The organism is Streptomyces sp. NPDC041068 (assembly GCF_040647455.1).
GTDB lineage: Bacteria > Actinomycetota > Actinomycetes > Streptomycetales > Streptomycetaceae > Streptomyces.
The window spans coordinates 1-2,435 of sequence record NZ_JBEZCG010000055.1 but is presented as its reverse complement, the minus strand read 5'-3'; the positions used below and the strand labels follow the sequence as shown (position 1 = coordinate 2,435).

Below are 2,435 nucleotides of genomic sequence, written 5' to 3'. Positions count from 1 at the left end.
GCACCCCGCGCGAAGAGATCCTCTGCGGGCTCTTCGCCGAGGTCCTGGGCATCGAGAGCGCCGGTATCGACGACAACTTCTTCGAACTCGGCGGCCACTCCCTGATGGCCACCCGCCTCATCAGCCGCATCCGCACCGTCTTCGGCGCGGAACTGGCCATCCGGGACCTCTTCGAGGCCCCGACCGTGGAGCGGCTCGCCGAGCGTGTCGACCGCGCCGAGGGCGCCCGCAGCCGGCCCACCGCAGGACAGGACCGTCCCGAGGAGCTGCCGCTGTCCTTCGCCCAGCGCCGACTGTGGGTGTTCGACCACGTCGAGGGCCCGAGCTCCACGTACAACGTGCCGCTGGCACTGCGCCTGACCGGCACCGTCGACGAGGACGCCCTGCGCGCCGCCCTTGCCGACGTCGTCGCCCGCCACGAGAGCCTGCGCACCGTCTTCCCCGAGGTGGACGGCGTCCCGCGCCAGCACATCCTGCCCATGACGGCGGGCTCCGCGGGACTGACCACGGTCACCGTCGCGGAGGACGAGCTGGAGACGGCCCTGCAGGTCGCGGCGGGCCACACGTTCGCCCTGGAGACCGAACTACCCTTCAAGGCAACGCTGTTCCGCGTCGACGAGCGGCGGTCCGTGCTGCTTGTCCTGATGCACCACATCGCGGCCGACGGCTGGTCCGCGGCGCCCCTCCTGGGCGACCTGACGGCCGCCTACACCGCCCGCCTGGACGGTACGGCCCCGAACTGGGAGCCGCTGGCGGTGCAGTACGCCGACTACGCGCTCTGGCAGCGCGACGTCCTCGGCGACGAGGCGGACGCGGACAGCGTCGCCGCGCGGCAGTCCCGCTACTGGGCCGAGCAGCTCAAGGGCATGCCCGAGATCCTCGAACTCCCCACGGACCACGTCCGCCCGGCCGTCGCCTCCTACCGGGGCGGCCAGGTCGACTTCACCGTCGGGGAGGACGTCCACCAGTCGCTGGCCGCCCTCGCGCGGCGTACCGGTACGACCTCCTTCATGGTCGTCCAGGCCGCCCTGGGCGCGCTGTTGAGCCGTCTGGGCGCGGGCACCGACATCCCCGTCGGCACGGCGATCGCGGGCCGCACGGACGAGGCGCTCGACGACCTCGTCGGCTTCTTCGTCAACACCCTGGTCCTGCGCACCGACGTCTCGGGCGACCCGACCTTCGAGGAGCTCCTGGCCCGCGTACGGGACACCGATCTGGCCGCCTACGCGCACCAGGACATCCCCTTCGAGCGCCTCGTCGACCTCGTCGACTCCCCGCGTACGCTCGCCCACCACCCGCTGTTCCAGGTCATGTTGACCATGCAGAGCCAGGCGGCGGCAGCGATCGAGCTGCCCGGCCTGGAGACCCGGGTGGAGGGCCTGGACGCCGGGGCCGCGAAGTTCGACCTGTCGTTCAGCCTCCGCGACCGCCACGACGCCGACGGAACGCCCTCGGGCATCGACGGCAGCGTCGTCTTCGCCACCGACCTGTTCACGGCCGAAACGGTCGAGCGGATGGCGGCGCAGCTCGTGCGCCTGCTCGCGGCGGCCGCCGCCGAACCGGCGCGTCCGGTAGGCGAGTTGGAGATCCTCTCCGCCGAGGACCGCGAGCGGACCCTGGTGGAGTGGAACGACTCCGCACGCGACGTCGCCGAGGGCACCCTGCCCGAGCTGTTCCGTGCCCAGGTGGCCCGCACCCCGCAGGCCGTGGCCGCGGTGTACGACACCACCGAGCTGACGTACGCCGAGCTCGACGAGCGCGCCAACCGCCTCGCCCACCACCTCGTCGACCTCGGCGTCGGGCCGGAGCGCATCGTCGCCGTCGCCCTGCCGAAGTCCATCGACCTGGTGGTGGCCCAGCTCGCCGTGGTGAAGGCGGGCGGCGCCTACCTGCCGGTCGACCCCGAGTACCCGGCCGACCGCATCGCCTACATGCTGGAGGACGCCGACCCGCTGTGCGTGATCACCACGTCGGCGGCCACGTCCGGCCTCCCGGCCGAAGGACCGCGCACCCTGCTCCTCGACGACGCCGGGCTGACCGCCGCTCTCGCCGGGCGGCCGGGGCACGACCCGCTGCGGCCCGTCGGCCTGCGGAACGCGGCGTACGTCATCTACACGTCCGGTTCGACCGGCCGCCCCAAGGGCGTCGTCGTCACCCACGCGGGCATCTCCAGCCTCGCCGAGGGCCAGATCGCGGCCTTCGGGGTCGGTCCCGACAGCCGGGTGCTGCAGTTCGCCTCGCCCAGCTTCGACGCCGCGACGTCGGAGATGTGCATGGCTCTGCTGGCGGGCGCCACGCTGGTGCTCGCGTCTCCGGAGCGGCTGCTGCCGGGTGACGGCCTGGCCGAGACCCTGGCCCGGCACGGCGTCACGCACGCCACGCTGCCCCCGGCGGCACTGGCGGTCCTGCCCGACGACGCACTGCCCGAGGGCATG

Annotated in this window: 1 protein-coding gene; it reads left to right on the top strand. The window is 73.2% G+C overall.

What is annotated here, in order from left to right:
• On the top strand, nucleotides 1–2,435 hold a 2,435-nt coding region (locus tag AB0B50_RS44620), incomplete at both ends, for a condensation domain-containing protein (RefSeq protein ID WP_362343856.1).